General features: G+C 58.9%; 1 pseudogene. It reads left to right on the forward strand.

Features of this window, described 5'->3' with window-relative positions:
* Positions 1-125 precede the first annotated feature (125 nt).
* Positions 126-501 (forward strand): annotated as a pseudogene (locus A3714_RS02815) (hypothetical protein); the annotation flags it as partial.

Below are 501 nucleotides of genomic sequence, written 5' to 3' on the forward strand. Positions count from 1 at the left end.
GTGTCGAAGTGAACTAACGCTCCCCCAGGCATTGCCCTCCCCTTCGGGGGAGGGCTTTTCCAGGGCCGGTGCGCCGGGTCTGGAAAAGCCCCTGAGGCATAAAAACAACGGGTAAAGAACGCTCAATGAAACTGCTTGCCGCCATTCGCATTGCTGTTGTCAGCATGCTGGTCATGACCAGCGTGCTGCTGCATGCTGCCACGGCGCCGGGCACCGCGTTGTTGAATCAGGCGGAAATGCGTTATTTCGATCCGCTGGAAGGGCGGGTTGTGGTCGTGCGTTCCAATATTTCCCGGGTCATGGTGGCGGAAAGCCCCGCGTTTGAACTGGATCAAGACAAGACCCGGGCCGCGTCGCCGGGGCAGTCCATCAGCATCGACCATACCCTGACCAATACCGGTAATGTGACTGACGGTTATTCCCTGTCGCTGACCAATCTGGGCGGCGATGCGGGTGACCTGCAGGGGCTGACGATTTATCTGGACAGCAATGGCAATGGTG

The organism is Alcanivorax sp. HI0007 (assembly GCF_001635525.1).
GTDB lineage: Bacteria > Pseudomonadota > Gammaproteobacteria > Pseudomonadales > Alcanivoracaceae > Alcanivorax.